The organism is Sphingomonas sp., from assembly GCF_032114135.1.
Lineage (GTDB): Bacteria > Pseudomonadota > Alphaproteobacteria > Sphingomonadales > Sphingomonadaceae > Sphingomonas.
Window position 1 is genome coordinate 378,131 of sequence record NZ_DAMCTA010000002.1, and the last position, 17,785, is coordinate 395,915.

Consider the following 17,785-nt stretch of genomic DNA (forward strand, 5'->3'; position numbering starts at 1 on the left):
CGGTGTTCTATCGCGCTGCCGATCCCGCGACCCTGCGCATCGTACCGCTGGATGCGCTGACGCTCATCTATCATCGCGCCTCGGGCATCACCCATATCGTCGATGCGCCGGTGCCCGAGATCCTCGACATCCTCGGCGACGGCCCGCGTGACGTGGCGGGGCTGCTGGCAGTGCTGAGCGAACGCTTCGACCTCGCCGATCCCGATCCCGCCGCGCTGGCGGTGCGGCTCGACGAACTGGTCGCGGCCGGGCTGGTAGAGCGGACATGCGCCATCTGAAGCTGCTCCGCATCGGGCCGCTGGGCTTCCGCATCGGCAGCCATTGGCGCGCGCCGATCGCCGCGCTCGATGATCTGTACCGCGACTATCCGGCGCCGCAGGACGGCATCGCCGACTTCAACGTCCATCTGTTCGCGGCGCGGCCGTGGCGGCGGGTGTTGCGGCCTTCGGTCCATATTGCGGGCGACTTCGTGATCCCCGATGCCGCGCCGCTGCCGCTCGCCCAAGGGCTGCTCGCCGCCGAGATGGGGATGAACCTGCAGATGGCGCTGGGGCTGCGGCGCTATCTGCTGCTCCACGCCTCGATGGTCGAGCGGGACGGCCGTGCGGTGCTGATGACCGGAATCTCGGGCGCGGGCAAGTCGACGCTCGCCGCGCTGCTGATGGCGCGCGGCTGGCGGCTGATGGGCGACGAATTCGCGCTGATCGATTGCGCCACCGGGTTGGCGCATGCCTTTCCGCGGCTGGTGAGTCTCAAGAATGAAGCGATCGACGTGGTCGCGAAGACCCTGCCGGAGGCGCGCTTCGGGCCGCTGCTGGAGGGGACGCCCAAGGGGACGATCCGCCATCTGGTGCCAGATGCACGCGCCACCGCCGCCATGGAGGTGCCCGCCGAACCCAGCCTGATCCTCTTCCCGCGCTTCGGCTTCGAGGCGGCGGAGCGGCCGGTGCTGCCGAGCGAAGCGTTCGTCCGGCTCACCCAGGCCTCGACCAACTATGTCACGCTCGCCGAGCGCGGGTTCGAGGCGCTGACCCGGCTGGTGCAGACGGTGCCCGCGCGGGCGATCGACTATCCCGATGCGGCAACCGCGCTGGCGATGGTGGAGGCGCTGGCATGAACCCGGCGCTGCTGCTCGCCCGCGTGCTCCGCGAGCCCGGCGCGATCGATGGCTTGGCCGCGTCCGACTGGAATGCGCTCTGGGCGGTCGCGCGGGCCGAGCAGCTGGCGGGCACGCTCGCGCACCGCATCGCAGGGCTGCCGATGCCGACGGCCGCGGCGCGGCTGGTGGAGGATGCCATCGCCTCGGCCGAACAGGGCCGCACCGCCGCCTTGTGGGAGGCCGAGATGGCGCGTCGCGCGCTCGCCGGGATCGAGGCGCCGGTCGTGCTGCTCAAGGGCACGGCCTATGCAGCGGCGGGGCTGTCGCCTTCGACCGGGCGGGTGATCGGCGATCTCGACATCCTCGTGCCGCGCGACGCGATCGAAGACGTGGAGGCGGCGCTGCTGGCGGCGGAGTGGGAATGGGTCAAGCCCGACCCCTATGACGACGCCTATTATCGCCGCTGGATGCACGAACTGCCGCCGCTGATCCACCGTGACCGCGACAAGATGATCGACGTGCACCACACGATCCTGCCGCTCACCGCGCGCATCCGTCCGGATGCCGCAGCATTGCTGGCGGACAGCCTCGCGCTGGAGAACGGGCTGCGCATCCTCGGCCGCCAAGACATGCTCTGCCACGCCGCCGCGCATCTGTTTGCCGACGGTGATCTCGCGGGCGGGATGCGCAATCTTTGGGACATTCACTGCCTGCTCGGCGAGTTCGGGTATGACGGGCTGGCCGAACGTGCGGCGCATCACGGGCTGAGCGTCGCCATGGGCCGGGCGGTGCGGCAGGCGGTGCGGCTGTACGGCACCGAAGCGCCGCCGGCATGGCAGGGCTGGGACGGGCTGGACCCGCTGTTCCACCGCCGGCTAACCGCGCGCGACGCCTGGGGCCGCTCGACCCGCAAGGCGGTGCAGCTTGGCTTCTACCTCCGCTCGCACGCGTTGCGGATGCCGCCTGCGATGCTCGCCCGGCACCTGTGGACGAAATGGCGCAAGGGGCACCGGCCAGCCTGAACCGGCCGATGCCCGTCGCGATCAGAAGGTCGCGACCTTCACCATGAACCGCACGTTGCGGCCCGGCTGGATGACCAGATCCTTGTTGAGCGACGTCGCGCTGCGCTGGACTTCGTCGGTCAGGTTCTGGCCGACGATCGCGAACTCGATTCCCGGCTGCGACTTGAACGGCCGCCAGGCGATATTGGCGTTGAGATTGTTGTAGCCCGGCGTCGCGGTGTCGAACGCGCCGAACTTGTCCTGCTCGCCGGCATGGACGAACTGCACCGCCGCGTCGAGAGTGGGGCTCAGCCAGTTCACGCCGCCCCCTAGGCGATAGGGCGGGATGCGGGGGACATTGCCGCCATTGTCCAGCGTCGCGCGGGTATAGTCCGCCAGCGCGGTCAGCTGCAGCGTGCGATCGTTGGCATGGAACAGGTCATAGCTTGCCTTGCCTTCGAGCCCGCGGAAATGCGCGCCCTGCTGGCGATAGTTGAGCTCCTTCAGGTCGCCGTTGCCGTCCACCGCGCAGGTGCCGTCGTCGTCGCAGGTGCGGCCGGTGAGGTCGCCATAGATGTAGTTCTTGAACCAGGTCGAATAGGCGCTGCCGTCGAAGTGGAAGCGATCGACGTTCACCCGCAGCGTCGCCTCGATCGAGTTGGCGCGCTCGATCCTGAGGTTCGGGTCGCCGGTCTCGAAGGTGTTGGGCCCGTCGTGGCCGCCGCGGGCGAACAGCTCGGTGATCGCCGGGGCGCGGCCGGTACTGGAACCCGTGAAGCCCAGCTTCACATGGCTGCCGACGTCGAGCAGCGCGCCGATCGCGCCGCTGACCGGGGTGAATTCGCGCGCGGTAAACACGTCGCCCGCCGGCGTGCCTTCGCTGCGGACATGCTCCACGCGGCCGCTGGCTTGCAGGTGGAGGATGTCGGTCACCGGCAGCTCGGTGAAGAGATAGGCGGCTTCGCTCTGAGTAGTGGTGGGGAACAGATAGCTGCTGTCGTCGCCGATCGCAGAGAACTTGCGGTTCTGCACCTCGAAGCCGAGCGCCGAGTTGCGGATCGGGCCCAGAGGATTGAGCAGGAATTCGAGGTGACCGTCGAATTCCTTGTTCTGGAAGGTGGTGTCGATCGTGCCGTCCGGTTCCTTCTCGTCGTGCGTATAGTCGGCATAGCTGGCGTCGAGATTGATCGACTTGAGCGGGCCGGCGTTCACCGCGAACACGTCGCGCGACATCACCTTGGTCTGGCGCATGTCGATGTATGTGGTGTCGCTGGGGATGCCGTATTTCGAATTGTACTGGCTGATCGAGAGGCCGACATGGCTCGCATCGTCGCCGCCGAAGAAATAGGAGCCGCCCACCGACGCGCCGTGCCCGCGGAAGAAGCTGTTCTGCTGGACGCCGAGCGGCGTGTCGTAATCGCTCGCATCGCGGTAGAAACCGTCGGCATGCAGCGCGACCGAGCCGAGCTTGGCATCGACCAGCGCGCCGCCTTCGCCCACCTTGGCGGCGCTGCCATAGCTGCCCACCGCTTCGCCCGAAATCGGGGCGTCCGGCAGCTTCATCGGCACGCGGTTGTTGATCACGTTGACCACGCCGCCGATCGCCTGGCTGCCATAGCGCAGCGTGCCCGCGCCGCGGACCACCTCGATGCTTTCCGCCGCGAAGGGATCGACCGGGATGCCGTGGTCCGGCCCGATGTCGGACACGTCGGAGCTGCTGGCGCCATTCTCGAGGATGCGCACGCGCGTTGCGTCCATGCCGCGGATGATGGGCCGGCTGGCGCCGCTGGCGAAGCTGGTGGCGGCGATGCCGGGCTCCTGCGCCAGCGCGTCGCTGATGCTCGCGCCGCCGCTGCGCAGGATCTGGTCGCGATCGACATGGGTGACGATCGTCGGCACCTCGTCGCTGGACACTTCGTACGGGGCGGCGGTGACGATGATGACGTTCTTGTCGTTGCTCTGCTGCGGATCGGTGTCGGCAAAGGCATGGGGGACGAACGCGACGATCGCCGCGCCCGTGAGAAGGGCAGTACGCATGAAGGAAACTCCGTGAACCTGGGGTGCGCCGCTCGGGGCGGCGCCAATCGTTGGTCAGGCCCGGAGTTCAGGCGGCGCGCGGCTGCGCCAGGCGTGCGAGCGGACCAGGCGCGGCGCCGGATCGGCGGCAAGCGCTGCGTGCCATTCGCTTGCCGGCAGCGGCGGTGCGACGGTGGGCGGCAAGGAGGCGAGATAGGCGGAGGCCGACGCCACCTCGTCGCAGAGCGGGCAATCCTCGTCGTCGTCGCTCTGGTTGGGCGCATGGTGGGACGCATGCGTTGCGGCGGCCCAACCTTGTCCCGGATGCACATGTGCGCGGACGATCCCCGCCTGCCAGCACAGCGCGAACGCCAGCAGCAGCGTCGGCAGCAGCCGGATCAACAGGCCAGAGATGCGGAACATGCGCATCCGCAATGCCGTACTGCCGCATCGCGTATGTTTCAATATATCATTGGCCGATGGCGGCGATATCGATCCTTGCGATGGTGGCGAGCGTCAGCGGAGCCGGGCGGTGCGAGACGAGGACCAGGCCGGTGCCGGTCGACTGCAGCCAGGCATCGACGCGGCGGACCAGTTCCGCCTCTGTCGCTGCATCCAGCCCCTCGCTGGGCTCATCGAGCAGCAGCCAGGGGCGCTCCGCGAGCAGCGCGCGGGCGAGCGACAGCCGCTTGCGCTCGCCGCCCGAGAGCGTGCCGCCGGCCTCGGCCAGCGAGGTCTCCAGCCCCGCGGGCATCGCGCGCACGGTCGCATCGAGGCAGGCGGTGTGGAGCGCGTCCCACATCGCCGCCTCGGTGATGCCGGGGCGGGCGACGCGGAGATTGTCGGCGATCGAGCCGGCGATCAGCACCGCGTCCTGCGGCGCAAGCGCGCACTGGCGGCGGAGCATGTCGGCGCTGCACTGCTCGATCGACGTGCCGTCCAGCGCAAGCCGGTGCACGGGCGCGCGCAGTCCGGCCAGCGCCTCGATCAGCCGGCTCTTGCCGGTGCCCGAGGCGCCGGTGATCGCCACGCGGGCGCCTGGCACGAGCGTGGTGCTGCCGAGGGTGATCGGCCGGGCGACGGTGTAGGCCTGGGGTGCGGCGACGAGCTCGCCCGGCAGCTCGGCCAGTGTGGCGAGGCGGGCGAGGCCTTGTTCGACGCTCGCCTGGCGCAGCGCGGTGCGGGCGAAGGCGGCCATCGCCTCCACCGATGCGGCGGAGGCGAGCAGCGCCAGCGCGCGGAGGGGTGCGCTCGCATCGGAGAGGGCGAAGACGATCGCTGCGGTCAGCGCGCCATAGCCGGCGAGCAGCCCGGCCACCGCCCCGTCGCCGCGGGCGAGTGCGGCGCGGGCGCGGTCGAGCGGGCGAGAGAGCTGGGCGATCGTGTCCGCCACGCGCGGGGCGAGGCCATAGGAGATGATCTCGGGCCGTGCGGCGGCATAGTCGACGAACGCGGTGCGCAGTGCGCCGAGGGCTTCGGCCGCCTCGGCGGCCGGCCCGGCGGTGAGGCGGCGCGCGGCGAGCGTGAGCAGCGGCGGCAGCGCGGCGAGGAGCAACGCCAGGGCGAGCGCGGCCTTCCAGCCGGCCAGCGCGACCAGCGCCACCGCGAACAGCGCGGCGGTAAGGCTGGCGGGGCGGCTCGGACGGCGGACGACCAGGTCTTCCAGCGCTTCGATATCGCCGATCAGCCGGGCGCTGGCGTCGCCGCCGGCAAGGTCGGGCGCGGTGCGGCTGTCCTGCGCGGCGAGCTTGCCGAACAGCCGGCCGCGCAGGTCCGCCATCGCCGTGAGCGCGGCCTGGTGCGAAAGCAGGCGTTCGCCGTAGCGGCCACCGGTGCGCAGGATGGCGAGGCCGCGGATCGCGGCGCTGGGGATCAGATAGTTGAACGCGGCGACCGCGGCCGTGCCGCTCGCCCCGGCAATGGCGGCGCCGGTGAGGAACCAGCCGGACAGCGCTAGCAGCAGGATCGCGGCGAGCCCGGCGATGGTCGCGCAGGCGAGCGCCTGGCGGAGCGTGCGGCGTTCGGGGGCGGCGAGGGGGAAGGGGTTCACAGCGTCACCTCGGCATCGGCGGCGGCGATCAGGCGCGGATCATGGGTGGCGACGATCACCGCGCGCTCGGCGGCGACGTCGCGGAGCAGCGCGGTGATCGCGGCGGCGCTTTCGGCATCGAGATCGGCGGTAGGCTCGTCGGCGAGCAGCAGCGGGCGATCCGCCAGCAGCGCGCGGGCGAGGCCGAGGCGCCGCCGCTCGCCGCCGGATAGGCCGGAGCCGCGATGGTCGAGGGGCAGGTCCAGCCCGGCGCCGCGGCGGGCAAGCATCGGGGCGAGGCCGACGCGGCCGATCACGGCGAGCAGGTCGGCGTCGGAGGCGGCGGGCGCGGCGAGGGCGAGGTTGTCGCGCAGCGTGCCGGGGAGGATCAGCGGGTGTTGCGCGGCCCAGGCGATGGGGCTTTCGCTCTCCTCCCGCTTGCGGGAGGGGGCGGGGGAGGGGCTGACGTGGGAGGATTGCCGAGACGCCGTCGCCCGGCCTCCGACCATCCCCTCCCCTAGCCCCTCCGGCAGGCGGGAGGGGAACGCAGGGTGAAGGGAACTGGGCGCTTCTTCTAGCGGCAGGAATCGCAGCCTGCCCGCGCTGGGGACGATCTGCCCCCCGATCGCCGCTAGCAGGCTGGTCTTGCCACTGCCCGTCGGACCGGTCAGCGCCACGAGCCCCGTCGTGCCGATCGCCAGGCTGACCGGCCCGATTGTCCGCCCCGGCCAGGCGATGACCAGGTCCTTCGCCTCCACCCCCGCGAACACCCGCGGCGCAGCGGCAGGCGCCACCACTTCCGGCACCGCAGCGATGGCCTTGCGCGCGGCTTCGCCGAGCTGCTTGTCATGATACGCCGCCGCCAGCCGCCGCATCGGCAGGTAGAATTCCGGTGCCATTGCCAGCGCGAAGAACGCTTCGCGCAGGGTCAGCGTCTCGGGATCGGGGAAGGGGAGGAGACCGAGCAGGCCGAACCCGCAATACACCGCGACCAGCGCCACCGCGAGCGCCGAGAAGAACTCCAGCACCGCGCTCGACAGGAAGGCGACGCGCAGCACCGCCACCGTCCGCGCGGCGACTTCGCGCGTGGCGACGCCCACCTGCCGCGCGATCCGGTCCTCGGCACCGAAATGGCGCAGGATCGGCAGGGTGCGAACCCGGTCGACGAACAGGTCGGACAGGTCGCCCAGTGCCTCCAGCTGGCGCTCCGAGGCGCGCTTGGCGGCCGTGCCCGCGAGGATCATGCCGAAGATGAAGGGGACGAGGGTGCCGAGCAGGATGCCCGCCGCCACCACGCTCGCGCAGGCGATGATCGCCACCGCCGCCAGCGGCGCAGCGGCGGCCGCCATCCGGGCGGGCACGAAGCGCGTCTCATAGCCCTCGATCGTCGCGACATGGTCGATCGCCAGCACCGCCGACTGTCCACTGGACGGCGCGGCGCCGCTGCCGAGCAACCGCGCGACGAGCTTGCGGCGGAGCGGCGCGGTGGTCGCCTGCGCGCCGCGCACCGCCAGCACCGGCATGCCCCAGGCGGTCGTCGCGCGCACCAGCCCGCCGCCCAGCATCGCCGCGAATGCCGCGTTCGGCACCGCCTGCCCGGCGGCCGCCGCGGCGACACCGTCCGCAATGCCCCAGGCAAACAGCGCCGCGCCGCCCAAATCGATGATCCAGGCGAGCCCGGCCTGCTTCTGAAACGTCATATCGGCCAATGCTAAAACCTCGTTTCGGCGCCGACAGGAATAGGGGATGTTCCGCATAGGCGCCGTCCGCACCAACGCATAGGCCGCCGAACACCGGCTCTCTGCTGAGGACAAACTTATGGATATGGCAGTCGTAGAGCTGTCGCGCCTGCAATTCGCGCTGACAGCGATGTACCACTTCCTGTTCGTGCCGTTGACGCTGGGCCTTTCCTTCATCCTCGTGATCATGGAAAGCGTCTACGTCGTCACCGATCGCCCGATCTGGAGGGACATTACCCGTTTCTGGGCCAAGCTATTTGGCATCAACTTCGTCCTCGGTGTCGCTACCGGGCTGACGATGGAATTCGAATTCGGGACCAACTGGTCCTATTACTCGCATTATGTGGGAGATATTTTCGGGGCGCCGCTGGCGATCGAGGGGCTGATGGCCTTCTTCCTCGAAGCGACCTTCGTCGGTCTGATGTTCTTCGGCTGGGATCGCCTGTCGAAGCGCCAGCACCTGATGGTGACCTTCCTCACCGCGCTCGGGACCAACCTGTCGGCCTTGTGGATCCTGATCGCGAACGGCTGGATGCAGCACCCGGCGGGTGCCACGTTCAACCCCGAGACGATGCGTATGGAAGTCACCGACTTCATGGCGGTGATGTTCAACCCCGTCGCACAGGCGAAGTTCGTTCACACCGTCAGCGCCGGCTATGTGTGCGCCAGCGTGTTCGTGCTCGGCATCTCGGCCTATTATCTGCTGCGCGGCCGGCACCTGGAACTCGCCAAGCGCAGCTTCGCGGTGGCGGCGGCGTTCGGCCTTGCGGCTTCGCTGTCGGTGGTCGTGCTCGGCGACGAGAGCGGCTATGCGCTGACCGACAACCAGAAGATGAAGCTCGCCGCGATCGAGGCCGAATGGCACACCGAGGCGGCGCCGGCCGGCATCGCCGTGTTCGGCCTTCCCTCCAACTCGGGCCGCGAGACCTATTTCCAGGTCAAGGTGCCCTATGTGCTCGGCCTGATCGGTACGCGTAGCCTCACCGGCCAGGTGGAAGGCATCTATCCGCTGGTCGGCAAGGCGCGGCTGCGCATCGAGAACGGCCTCACCGCCTATGATGCGCTGCAGATGCTGAAGACCGACCGCCAGAACGTCGCCGCACGCGCGAAGTTCGAAGCCGCCAAGGGGGACCTTGGCTATGCCCTGCTGCTGAAGCGCTGGGTCGCCGATCCGCGTCAGGCGACGCCGGCGCAGATCGACCGGGCCGCCTGGTCGACCGTTCCCAACGTGCCGGCCGTGTTCTGGCTGTTCCGCGGCATGGCGGCGCTCGGCTTCTTCTTCATCGCCTTCTGCACGGCCGCGCTCTACTACGCCAACACGCGCCGCTTCCACCGCAAGTGGTTCCTGCGCACGGCGATGTGGATCATCCCGCTACCCTGGCTTGCGATCGAGTTCGGTTGGGTCGTCGCCGAAGTGGGGCGCCAGCCCTGGGCGGTGGACGGCGTGCTGCCGACCTTCCTCGCCACCTCGAGCCTGACCGTGCCCGCCCTATGGACCACGATCATCGGCTTCACCGCGCTCTACGGCGTGATGGCGGTGATCGAGTTCCGGCTGATGCTGGCGGCGATCCAGCACGGGCCCGAGACCTATGAGCCCTGGCAACCCCGCCACGATCCGGTGCCGAGCGCGCCCGATCCGCGGCCGCTCCACGCCGTTCCCGCGGAATGAGCGCGAGCAAGGAGAAAGAACATGTCCATCCCGCTCGATTATGAAATCCTGCGCCTCATCTGGTGGGCGCTGCTGGGGGTGCTGCTGATCGGCTTCGCGCTGACCGACGGCTTCGACCTGGGAACGGCAGCATTGCTGCCGTTCGTGGGCCGCACCGATGAAGAGCGCCGCATGGTGATCAACACCGTCGGGCCGACCTGGGAAGGCAACCAGGTGTGGTTCATCCTGGGCGGCGGCGCCATCTTTGCCGCCTGGCCGTTCGTCTATGCGGTCAGCTTCTCGGGCTTCTACCTGGCGATGTTCCTGGTGCTGGCGGCGCTGATCCTGCGTCCGGTCGGCTTCAAGTATCGCTCCAAGCGCCCCGACGCCGCCTGGCGTTCGCGCTGGGACTGGGCGCTGTTCGTCGGCGGCTTCGTGCCCGCCCTCGTCTTCGGCGTCGCGGTGGGCAACGTGCTGCTGGGGGCGCCCTTCCGGCTCGATAGCGATCTGCGCTCCTTCTACGAAGGCACGCTGCTCGGCCTGTTCACCCCGTTCAGCCTCGTCGCCGGTCTGCTCTCGGTTGCGATGCTGGTGCTGCACGGCGCCGGCTGGCTGAGCCTCAAGGCCGAAGGCGCGGTGGTGGAGCGTGCGCAGCGCTTCGGCACCGTCGCGGCCATCCTCGCGATCCTGCTGTTCGCGGTGGGCGGCGTGTTCGTGGCTTATGGCGACATGGGCTATCGCCTGGTCGGCGCGGTCGATCCCAACGGCCCGTCCAACCCGCATCTGATCCAGACGGTGAAGGCGCCGGGCGCATGGCTCAGCAACTATGGCGCCCATCCGTGGATGCTGATCGCCCCGGTGCTCGGCTTCCTCGGCCCGGTGCTGGCGCTGGTCGGGATCCGCGGTCGCAACGGCACGCTGGTGTTCGCGGGTTCGTCGCTGGCGAATGTCGGCATCATCGCCACCGTCGGCCTGTCGATGTTCCCGTTCATCCTGCCGAGCGCGATCGACCCGGCTTCCAGCCTCACCGCCTGGAACGCCTCGTCGAGCCACCTCACGCTGTTCATCATGCTGGGCTGCACGCTCGTCTTCCTGCCGATCGTGCTCGCCTACACCGCCTGGGTGTACAAGGTGATGTTCGGCCGCGTCAGCGGGGAAGAGCTGCGGCTCAACCCCGACCTCTACTGAGGAGTACAACCCATGTGGTATTTCGCCTGGATCCTGGGGGTCTGCTTGGCCGTCGCCGCCGCCGTGCTCAACGGCATCTGGCACGAGTTCCATTCGGATCCGAACTCGGACCTGACGGTCCTCGACTGAGCACAAGGAAAAGGGGCGGCCGCACCGCGACCGCCCCTTCTGCCCCAGAGGCCGGCGATCCTGACAAGGGATCCGCCGGACTTTTCCGTTAGATCCTAGACCGGTCCGCCCTCGGCACGGCGCTCGAAGATCGCTGCCAGTTCCAGGTGCAGGCGCTTGTGCCGTTCGTTGGGCGCGTGCGTCGCTCGGTCCCGCTCCTGCTCGGCGCGCAGGCGGAAGTGGTTCGTAAGCGGCGCCTGGTGCATGGTGGACATCGACCCGATCTCGTTTTGGGTTTTGTGCATTGCCTGCCTAATGTCGTATTTATTGTCGTCTGCGGCCATTCCGTAGAAGTCACGGTGTGTATCGCAATGAGACTAGGCACTTGCGCTTGACGCACGCCGGGTCCGGCCCACCGCGCGGCGCGACTCGCCCGGAACCGAGTACCGCCGCCTCCCGTTACCCCGGCATAGCCATAGCGATAGGAGCATGATTTGGAGCGGTTGATCGCCGACCTTCCCAGCTGGGTGACGAGCATCGCGCTGATCGGGGCGGCCATCGCGATAGCGCTGCTGGTCCATCGCCTCGCCCTCACCCTGGCGGTCCGTGCCGCGGCGCACACCAAGGGGCAGCTGGACGACATCGCCATCCGGCGCCTTTGCCGGCCGGGGCGATGGTTGCTGGTCGCAATCGCGCTTTCCTTCGTACAGCCGGGGCTCGATCTGGGCGCGAGCGGTACTCGTGCCTGGGCGCAAGCGGCGGGGCTGCTGGTGCCGGGCTTGATCGGCTGGATGCTGGTGGCGTTGCTCGGCGTGGTGTTCGACTGGATCCTGCTGCGCGCCGATGTGAGCGTGGCGGACAATCTCCGCGCGCGTAGGCGGCGCACCCGCGCCTCCATCCTTCATCGCGTCGTGGTGTTCGTCATCCTGGCGATCACCTTCTGCCTGATGCTGATGAGCATCCCCAGCGTGCGCAGCATCGGCGTGACGCTGATCGCCTCGGCCGGTCTCGCCGCTCTCGCAGTGGGTGCCGCCGCGCAGCCGGCGCTCAAGAACCTGATCGCCGGGGTCCAGATGGCCTTTTCAGAGCCGATCCGGCTCGACGACGTGGTGATTGTGGAAGGCGAGTGGGGCAGGATCGAGGATATCCGTCTCACCTATGTCGTGGTGCGCATCTGGGACGATCGCCGGCTCGTCGTGCCAGTCTCCCAGTTCCTGGAGAAGCCCTTTCAGAATTGGACGCGCGAGACCAGCCAGCTGATGGGAAGCGTGTTCTGGTATCTCGATCCCGCCGCCGACATTCCCCGGCTGCGCGCAAAGCTGGAGGAACTGGTCAAGGCCAATCCGCGATGGGACGGCCGCTTCTGCAACCTGCAGGTGACCGACACCAAGCCCGAGGCGATCGAGGTGCGCGGGCTGATGACGGCCAAGGATGCCTCGACCGCCTTCGACCTGCGCTGCGATATCCGCGAGGGGCTGCTCGCCTATATCCGGCAGGAGATGCCCGAGGCGCTGGTCCGCACCCGCGGGCTGCTCGACTTCACGCCTCGACCGGAAGCCGGGTTTCCGTCTCCATGGGGACATTCCTGAGCTCGTCGGTGAACTTCTTGAGCCACCACATCACGTCCTGTTCGTCGACGCCCTGCTTCAGCGCCTGCCAGCGCTCGATCCGCTCTTCCAACGGCATGTTGAGCGCCAAGCAGATCGCGTCGGAGACCTCCTCGGCGCTGTAGGGATTGACCAGCAGCGCCTGCTCCATCTGGATCGCCGCGCCGGCGAACTTGGAGAGGATCAGCACGCCGGGGTCCTTGGGGTCCTGCGCGGCGACATATTCCTTCGCCACCAGGTTCATCCCGTCGCGCAAGGGGGTGACCAAGCCGATCTTGGCGGCGCGGTACACGCCCGCCAGCACATCGCGCGGATAGCCCTGGTTGACGTAGCGGAGCGGCACCCAGTCGAGATCGGCATGCGCGCCGTTGATCTTGCCTGAGAGCCCCTCCAGCGTGTTGCGGATGCGCTGATAGGTCTCCACCGTCGCGCGCGACGGCGGCGCGATCTGGAGCAGATACACTTCCTTGCGCTGCTCTGGGTAGGTCGTGAGAAAGCGCTCGTAACCAAGGAACCGCTCCTCCAGCCCCTTCGAATAATCGAGCCGATCGACGCCGACGATCAGCGAACGGCCGACCGAGCTGGTGCGCATCTGCTCGAAGGTCTCGCGCGCGGAGTCGCTCTCGGCGAGGGCGGCGAATTCCTTGGCGTCGATGCCGATCGGGCAGGCGACCAGCTTCACGCTCTTCAGGCCGATGCGCAGCACGCCGTCGGGCTGGACCACCGCCTCCATCTCGGCACGCGCGAAGTCGATGAACGATTCCATCCATTCCTGCGTGTGGAAGCCGATCACGTCATAGGCGAACAGTGTCTCGATCAGCTCATGCGCCTTGGGCAGGCTGGAGAGCAGTCGGCGCGGCGGCCAGGGGATATGAAGGAAGAAGCCGATGCGGTTCTTGCAGCCGCGGCGGCGCAGCTCCTGGCCGAGCGGGAACATGTGGTAATCCTGCACCCACACGACGTCCTCGGTATCGATCAGCGGGCGCACGGTCTCGGCAAAGCGTTCGTTGACGCGCTGATAGCCGCCGGCGAAGCCGCGCTCATATTCTGCCAGGTCGATCCGGTAGTGGAACAGCGGCCACAAGGTCCGGTTCGCATAGCCATTATAATATTCGTCGATGTCCTGCTCTTCGAGGTCGACGGTCGCGGTGGTGACGCCCTCATTCCGCTGCATGCTGATCTGGCCGGTGAACTGGTCGGTCTGCTCGCCGGACCAACCGAACCAGATGCCGCCATTCTCGCGCAGTGCCGCGGCGAGCGCGACGGCGAGGCCGCCCTGCGCCCCCGAATTGGAGCCGTTGGGTGCGGTGACGCGGTTCGAGATGACAATGAGGCGGCTCAACGGATCGAACTCCAGGGCTTGCTCAGCAGGACGGCGCAATTGATCATGCCGACCAGCGAGTAGGTCTGGGGATAATTGCCCCACAATTCCCCGGTGACGGGGTCGATATCCTCGGAGAGCAGGCCGGCGGCAGTCCGCCTGCCCAGCATCTCTTCGAACAAGGCGCGCGCTTCGTCGGTGCGGCCGGTGATGTGCAGTGCCTCGATCAACCAGAACGTACAGAAGTTGAACGCGGTTTCGGGCAGGCCGAAATCATCCTCGGTATCGTAGCGCAACATGGTCGAGCCGCGGCGCAGGCCTTGCTCCACCGCCTTGAGCGTCGAGACGAAGCGGGGATCATCGGGCGCCAGGAACCGCATCTCCAGCAGCTGGAGCAGGCTGGCGTCGAGATCGTCGCCCGAGAAGGTGGCGGAGAAGCGGTCGGTCTCCTCGCGCCACGCCTTGTCGAAGATCGTCGTGCGGATCGTGTCGGCCCGGTGCTGCCAGAAGTCGCGGCGCTCGGGCAGATTGAGCACGTGCGCGGCGTTGGCGAGCCGGTCGCACGCCGCCCAGCACATCGCCACCGAATAGGTGTGGACGCTCTGGCGGGTGCGCAGCTCCCACAGGCCCGCATCGGGGGAGTCGTGATATTGCCAAGCGCGTTCGCCGACGCGTTCCAGCGATTCAAAGTCCTCGACGCTGGCGGTGCGGTACAATCGCTGGTCGAAGAACGCCTGCACGTTGGACAGGACGATCTGGCCATAGGCGTCGTGCTGGACCTGCTCATAGGCCTGGTTGCCGACGCGCACCGGCCCCATACCGCGATAGCCGGCAAGATCGGGCGCCTCGCGCTCCTCCAGCGTCGCCTCTCCGAGGACGCCGTAGAGCGGCTGGATATGCCCGCCGCGCGGCTCGGCGCGGGCGTCGTCGACGATGTTGCGGAGATAGCCGAGATAGGTCTCGAGCACGTCGAGCGCGCCCAGCCGGTTGAGCGCCTGCACGGTGTAATAGGCGTCGCGAATCCAGCAGTAGCGATAGTCCCAGTTGCGCTGCGAGCCCGCATGTTCGGGGATCGAGGTGGTCAGCGCCGCGACGATCGCGCCGGTTTCCTCGTGCTGGCAGAGCTTGAGGGTGATGGCCGAGCGGATCACCACTTCCTGCCACTCGAGCGGGATGGCGAGGCCGCGCACCCAATGCTGCCACTCGGCGATGGTGTTGAGCAGCATGTCGTCGACCGTCTCGGCAACGTCGCCGCTGAAGCTTTCGTCCGGCCCGAGGAAGAAGTGCAGCGGCTTCTCGACGCGGAACAGCCGCTCCTCGTCCACCATGCCAACGGGCGCGGTGGTGGTGAGGCGCAGCGTCATCGGCTCGACGAGATAGCGCAGATGGTTCGAGCCGCCGATGCGGGTCTTGCAGCCCTTGCCCCAGCCGCAGGTGGGGCGCAGCTTCACCCGGATGCGCGGGCTTCCCGCGACCGGCTTGACGATGCGCGCGAAGGCGACCGGGCGATAGACCCGGCCCAGCCGCGAGAAGCGCGGGCAGAAATCGGTGACTTCGATCGCGTTGCCGGCCGCATCGGTATGGCGGCTGACCAGGATCGGGGCATTGCGCAGATAATGCTGCTCGACCGAGACGACGCCTTCCAGCGCGATGTCCCAATAGCCGCCCTCGGGTTCCTCGCCGCCGACCAGCGCCGAGAAGAGCGGATCACCGTCGACGCGCGGCACGCAGCCCCAGACGAAGCGGCCGGCGCGATCGATCAGCGCGCTGACCTGGCAGTTGCCGATCGGCCAGAGGTCGAGGGTGGTCATGCATGTACTCCGGCGGCAGTGGCGAGCCAGGCGAGGACGCCCGATACGTCGTCGAGGCGATAGCGGGCGTCGGTGGGGCGGGGGTCGCCGACGAGAACGCCAGCACCGCCGAGCAGGGCGACGGCGGAAAAGCCGGGCTCGTCGGTCACGTCATCGCCTAGGAAGACCGGGCGGCCGGCGGAGAAACGCGGATCGGCCATCAGCGTGCGAATCGCGCTGCCCTTGTCGCCGCCCGCGGTGCGCACCTCGACCATCATCTTGCCGTGCTGGAGATACAAATCGTGCTCGGTCGCGAGCCGCTCGCCCAGCGCAATGGCATCGGCCTCCAGCGCGGGGTTGAGCCGGTAGTGGACGGCGGCGCCCAGCGGCTTGTCTTCAAGGATCGCGCCGTCCTTGGTCTCGGTGAACGCGCGCATCGCGTCCAGCGCCGCGATCAGCCCGGCGGGGCGCTCGGCCTGTTCGCGGCGGCCGTCGGACCAGTGGAATTCCATGCCGTGGCTGCCGACGACGGACGGGGCATGGTCGCTGAACAGGGTGGTCAGATCTCCGGCCGGGCGGCCGCTCACCAACGCCAATCGGCCGTCCAGCTTTTCCTCCAGCGCGCGGATCAGGTCGACCAGCAGGGGAGCGACCACCACGCCGTCGGGGCGGTCGGCGAGTTCGACCAAGGTCCCGTCGAAATCGAGGAACAGGCTGGCAGAATCGAGCAGATCCGCCGGGGGCGGCATCAGCAGAACGGGGTCCCGGTCGGGCATGCAACTCCTCATCGGGGCGCCAAAGATGGGCGCCCGCCACAGGATCGTTACGCGCGCGGGACCGATCCGTTCCCCGCCTCGTCGGATTCATGCTGCACCTGCGTGGTACCGAAGCGCAGCGACAGGCCGTGATAGAGCCGTTCCTTCGAGACCAGCTGCGCGGTAAAGTCGGCGATCAGCGCGGCGGCGAGCAGCGGCAGCATCAGGCCGCGGCTGGCGGTGGTCTCGGCGATGATGATCACCGCGGTCAGCGGCGCGCGGACCACGCCGGTGAAATAGGCGACCATGCCCAGCAGTACGATCGTCCCGCCCGGCGCGGTGGGGAACATCGGGCGGACGAGATCGCCGACGCCCGCACCCACCGACAGCGACGGCGCGAAGATGCCGCCGGGGATGCCGGCGATCGCGGTGGCGAGCGTCGTCGCGAACTTGGCGGGGCTGTACCACCAGGGGATTGCGCCGGTGGTGATCGCGGTACGGGCGGCGTCGTAGCCAGTACCCCAGGTGAGCCCGGTCGTCACGCCGAGGGTGGCGACGACCAGCCCGCACGCGGCGGCGAAGAGCAGCTTGTGGCGGCGCACCGCGATCAGAGGCCGCCAGTCCGATCCGCCCACTGCCAGCATGAGGCGCGCAAACAGTCCCCCGGCGAGCCCGCCTACCACGCCCGCGACGGGGGCGGCGAGCACGGCCTGGGCGAGCGGCAGCGTGCTCCGCATCGCGCCGAAATAGACATAGTCGCCGGCGATGCCGAGGCTGGTCATGCCCGCGATCAGCACGGCGGCCATCACCAGCACCGCCATGCGCTGCTCATAGGCGGCGGCGAGTTCCTCGATCGCGAAGGCGACCCCGGCAAGCGGCGTGTTGAACGCCGCCGCGACCCCCGCCGCGCCCCCGGCGATGAACACCGAGGCGCGGATCGGCACACGGGCGAGCCGGTGGGCATAACCCATGATCGACGCGGCGACCTGCACCGTCGGCCCCTCGCGTCCGGTCGAGGCGCCGACCAGCACCGCGCCGATGGTGAGGATCAGCTTGAGCACCACCGTCCTGGCCGCGGTGAGGCTGGTCATCGCATGCTCGGGATCGCGGGTGGCGGCCATCACCTGCGGGATGCCCGAGCCGGTGGCGTCGGGGGCGAAGCGGCGGGTCGCCCAGGCGAACAGCGCGAAGCCGGCAGGGGTGAGGAGGAGGGGGAGCCACCACCAGGTCTTTTCGAGGCTGGTAAATCGGCGCGCGGCCCAGTCGGCGGCCTCCGCGAAGCCGAACGCCACGAGGCCGATGACGATGGCACCGCCGAGAAAGGCGACGCGGCGACGCCAGATCTGCGCGGTGGGTCCATGCCGTCGCACGATCGCGCGGACGCGGCGGGTGGTGTTGCGGTGGTCCATGCACTCCCTCAGCCCGGCCCCCGCCGCGGGCGCTGTAGCGGGGAGGTGGGCGATGCGCCATCCTTAGATCCTCCC

At 68.8% G+C, this 17,785-nt stretch carries 16 protein-coding genes; 7 read left to right on the forward strand and 9 right to left on the reverse strand.

Translation table 11 applies throughout. The features are described from left to right. The first annotated feature begins 2 nt into the window (after window positions 1–2). Genes RT655_RS13810 through RT655_RS13820 form a run of 3 tightly spaced genes read left to right on the forward strand, consistent with a single transcriptional unit; the run spans window position 3 to window position 2,121 of the window. Window positions 3–278, forward strand: coding sequence for an HPr-rel-A system PqqD family peptide chaperone (locus RT655_RS13810; RefSeq protein ID WP_313537778.1), 276 nt, complete (start codon window positions 3–5; stop codon window positions 276–278). Continuing rightward, on the forward strand, window positions 266–1,117 hold the full coding sequence (locus tag RT655_RS13815) for an HprK-related kinase A (protein WP_313537779.1): 852 nt from the start codon (window positions 266–268) through the stop codon (window positions 1,115–1,117). The genes RT655_RS13810 and RT655_RS13815 overlap by 13 nt, the downstream gene beginning before the upstream one ends. Continuing rightward, window positions 1,114–2,121, forward strand: a complete 1,008-nt coding sequence (locus RT655_RS13820) for a nucleotidyltransferase family protein (RefSeq protein WP_313537780.1) — start codon at window positions 1,114–1,116, stop codon at window positions 2,119–2,121. The genes RT655_RS13815 and RT655_RS13820 overlap by 4 nt, the downstream gene beginning before the upstream one ends. A gap of 21 nt (window positions 2,122–2,142) precedes the next feature. On the opposite strand, the gene RT655_RS13825 is transcribed toward RT655_RS13820, so the two are convergent. The 4 genes from RT655_RS13825 to RT655_RS13840 are packed head-to-tail and all read right to left on the reverse strand — an operon-like array spanning window position 2,143 to window position 7,845. Beyond that, the gene (locus RT655_RS13825) at window positions 2,143–4,137 is read right to left on the reverse strand and encodes a TonB-dependent receptor (RefSeq protein WP_313537782.1); all 1,995 of its coding nucleotides are present in this window, start codon (window positions 4,135–4,137) and stop codon (window positions 2,143–2,145) included. A 54-nt stretch (window positions 4,138–4,191) separates the two neighbouring features. Next, window positions 4,192–4,539 (reverse strand): DUF2946 family protein, encoded by a 348-nt coding sequence (locus RT655_RS13830; RefSeq protein WP_313537784.1) that lies wholly within the window; start codon window positions 4,537–4,539, stop codon window positions 4,192–4,194. A gap of 46 nt (window positions 4,540–4,585) precedes the next feature. Then, a complete protein-coding gene (locus RT655_RS13835) occupies window positions 4,586–6,166 on the reverse strand; it encodes an ATP-binding cassette domain-containing protein (RefSeq protein WP_313537786.1) in 1,581 nt (526 codons plus the stop codon). Next, a complete protein-coding gene (locus RT655_RS13840; RefSeq protein ID WP_313537788.1) occupies window positions 6,163–7,845 on the reverse strand; it encodes an ATP-binding cassette domain-containing protein in 1,683 nt (560 codons plus the stop codon). Before RT655_RS13840 ends, RT655_RS13835 begins: the two co-directional genes overlap by 4 nt. 118 nt (window positions 7,846–7,963) lie before the next feature. On the opposite strand from RT655_RS13840, the gene RT655_RS13845 reads away from it, so the two are divergent. From RT655_RS13845 to cydX, 3 genes are read left to right on the forward strand one after another with little or no spacing between them, the layout of a single operon-like run. After that, window positions 7,964–9,553, forward strand: coding sequence for a cytochrome ubiquinol oxidase subunit I (locus RT655_RS13845; protein ID WP_313537790.1), 1,590 nt, complete (start codon window positions 7,964–7,966; stop codon window positions 9,551–9,553). A 21-nt stretch (window positions 9,554–9,574) separates the two neighbouring features. After that, window positions 9,575–10,720 carry a cytochrome d ubiquinol oxidase subunit II gene (gene cydB, locus RT655_RS13850; RefSeq protein ID WP_313537792.1) on the forward strand — a complete coding sequence of 382 codons (1,146 nt, stop codon included), beginning with the start codon at window positions 9,575–9,577 and terminating at the stop codon, window positions 10,718–10,720. Window positions 10,721–10,732: 12 nt separating this feature from the next. Continuing rightward, window positions 10,733–10,849 (forward strand): cytochrome bd-I oxidase subunit CydX, encoded by a 117-nt coding sequence (gene cydX, locus RT655_RS13855; RefSeq protein ID WP_121078683.1) that lies wholly within the window; start codon window positions 10,733–10,735, stop codon window positions 10,847–10,849. Window positions 10,850–10,944: 95 nt separating this feature from the next. On the opposite strand, the gene RT655_RS13860 is transcribed toward cydX, so the two are convergent. Further along, on the reverse strand, window positions 10,945–11,133 hold the full coding sequence (locus RT655_RS13860) for a hypothetical protein (RefSeq protein ID WP_313537796.1): 189 nt from the start codon (window positions 11,131–11,133) through the stop codon (window positions 10,945–10,947). A gap of 189 nt (window positions 11,134–11,322) precedes the next feature. Between RT655_RS13860 and RT655_RS13865 the strand changes: the two genes are divergently transcribed. Continuing rightward, window positions 11,323–12,417: a mechanosensitive ion channel domain-containing protein gene (locus tag RT655_RS13865; protein WP_313537798.1), complete on the forward strand. Its 1,095-nt coding sequence runs from the start codon at window positions 11,323–11,325 to the stop codon at window positions 12,415–12,417. On the opposite strand, the gene RT655_RS13870 is transcribed toward RT655_RS13865, so the two are convergent. Genes RT655_RS13870 through RT655_RS13885 form a run of 4 tightly spaced genes read right to left on the reverse strand, consistent with a single transcriptional unit; the run spans window position 12,368 to window position 17,710 of the window. Beyond that, on the reverse strand, window positions 12,368–13,777 hold the full coding sequence (locus RT655_RS13870) for a trehalose-6-phosphate synthase (protein WP_313537800.1): 1,410 nt from the start codon (window positions 13,775–13,777) through the stop codon (window positions 12,368–12,370). The genes RT655_RS13865 and RT655_RS13870 overlap by 50 nt on opposite strands. After that, window positions 13,774–15,567: a glycoside hydrolase family 15 protein gene (locus RT655_RS13875; protein WP_313537802.1), complete on the reverse strand. Its 1,794-nt coding sequence runs from the start codon at window positions 15,565–15,567 to the stop codon at window positions 13,774–13,776. Before RT655_RS13875 ends, RT655_RS13870 begins: the two co-directional genes overlap by 4 nt. Beyond that, window positions 15,564–16,322, reverse strand: a complete 759-nt coding sequence (gene otsB, locus RT655_RS13880; RefSeq protein ID WP_313537804.1) for a trehalose-phosphatase — start codon at window positions 16,320–16,322, stop codon at window positions 15,564–15,566. Before otsB ends, RT655_RS13875 begins: the two co-directional genes overlap by 4 nt. A gap of 47 nt (window positions 16,323–16,369) precedes the next feature. Next, window positions 16,370–17,710 (reverse strand): chloride channel protein, encoded by a 1,341-nt coding sequence (locus RT655_RS13885; RefSeq protein ID WP_313537806.1) that lies wholly within the window; start codon window positions 17,708–17,710, stop codon window positions 16,370–16,372. Window positions 17,711–17,785 lie beyond the last annotated feature (75 nt).

Bases quoted from the DNA above. Each gene is read 5' to 3' on its own strand.
- RT655_RS13820 (WP_313537780.1), top strand. From the start codon at position 1,114: ATGAACCCGGCGCTGCTGCTCGCCCGCGTGCTCCGCGAGCCCGGCGCG.
- RT655_RS13845 (WP_313537790.1), top strand. From the start codon at position 7,964: ATGGATATGGCAGTCGTAGAGCTGTCGCGCCTGCAATTCGCGCTGACA.
- cydB (WP_313537792.1), top strand. From the start codon at position 9,575: ATGTCCATCCCGCTCGATTATGAAATCCTGCGCCTCATCTGGTGGGCG.
- RT655_RS13815 (WP_313537779.1), top strand. From the start codon at position 266: ATGCGCCATCTGAAGCTGCTCCGCATCGGGCCGCTGGGCTTCCGCATC.
- RT655_RS13830 (WP_313537784.1), bottom strand. From the start codon at position 4,539: ATGTTCCGCATCTCTGGCCTGTTGATCCGGCTGCTGCCGACGCTGCTG.
- RT655_RS13885 (WP_313537806.1), bottom strand. From the start codon at position 17,710: ATGGACCACCGCAACACCACCCGCCGCGTCCGCGCGATCGTGCGACGG.
- RT655_RS13860 (WP_313537796.1), bottom strand. From the start codon at position 11,133: ATGCACAAAACCCAAAACGAGATCGGGTCGATGTCCACCATGCACCAG.
- RT655_RS13825 (WP_313537782.1), bottom strand. From the start codon at position 4,137: ATGCGTACTGCCCTTCTCACGGGCGCGGCGATCGTCGCGTTCGTCCCC.
- RT655_RS13840 (WP_313537788.1), bottom strand. From the start codon at position 7,845: ATGACGTTTCAGAAGCAGGCCGGGCTCGCCTGGATCATCGATTTGGGC.
- otsB (WP_313537804.1), bottom strand. From the start codon at position 16,322: ATGCCCGACCGGGACCCCGTTCTGCTGATGCCGCCCCCGGCGGATCTG.
- cydX (WP_121078683.1), top strand. From the start codon at position 10,733: ATGTGGTATTTCGCCTGGATCCTGGGGGTCTGCTTGGCCGTCGCCGCC.
- RT655_RS13875 (WP_313537802.1), bottom strand. From the start codon at position 15,567: ATGACCACCCTCGACCTCTGGCCGATCGGCAACTGCCAGGTCAGCGCG.